General features: G+C 31.1%; 1 protein-coding gene. It reads left to right on the forward strand.

What is annotated here, in order from left to right:
* A partial coding sequence (locus NZ841_08525) for an ABC transporter ATP-binding protein (GenBank protein ID MCS7202804.1) occupies positions 1-592 on the forward strand: 592 nt, incomplete at its 5' end.
* Positions 593-644: the final 52 nt, after the last annotated feature.

Raw genomic sequence — 644 nt, forward strand, 5'->3', positions numbered from 1 at the left:
TGGAAAAACAACATTACTAAAAGTTTTATCAGGATTAATAAAACCTGAAACAGGCAAAATAATATTCGATGGAGAAGATGTAACGAATCTACCACCACACAAAAGAGTTGAGAAGGGGATATCTCTAATCCCAGAAGGAAGACTATTATTCACAAGATTAACAGTAGAAGAAAATCTACTCCTAGGTGCAACAACAGAAAAAGCTAGAATAGAAAGAGAAAAAACATTAAAATGGGTATGTCAACTCTTCCCAATACTAGAAGAAAGGAAAAAGCAAATTGCAGGAACATTAAGTGGTGGAGAACAACAAATGCTTGCAATAGCTAGAGGATTAATGTCAAAACCAAAATTACTAATATTAGATGAACCCTCATGGGGATTAGCACCAAAAATAGTAGTACAATTATTTGATTTAATCAAAGAAATAAACAATAAAGGAATAACAATACTCTTAGTAGAACAAAACGTTTGGAGAACACTAGAAATATCAGATAAAGCCTACGTAATTGAAACTGGAAGAATAGTTTTAAGTGGATCTGGAAAAGAACTACTAGAAAACGAATATGTGAGGAAAACATATCTAGGATTATAAAACCAAAATCTTTTTACCAACAATAAATTCAAATAAACATAATTCCACAATA

Source organism: Dictyoglomus sp. (genome assembly GCA_025060475.1).
In the GTDB taxonomy this organism is placed as follows: domain Bacteria; phylum Dictyoglomota; class Dictyoglomia; order Dictyoglomales; family Dictyoglomaceae; genus NZ13-RE01.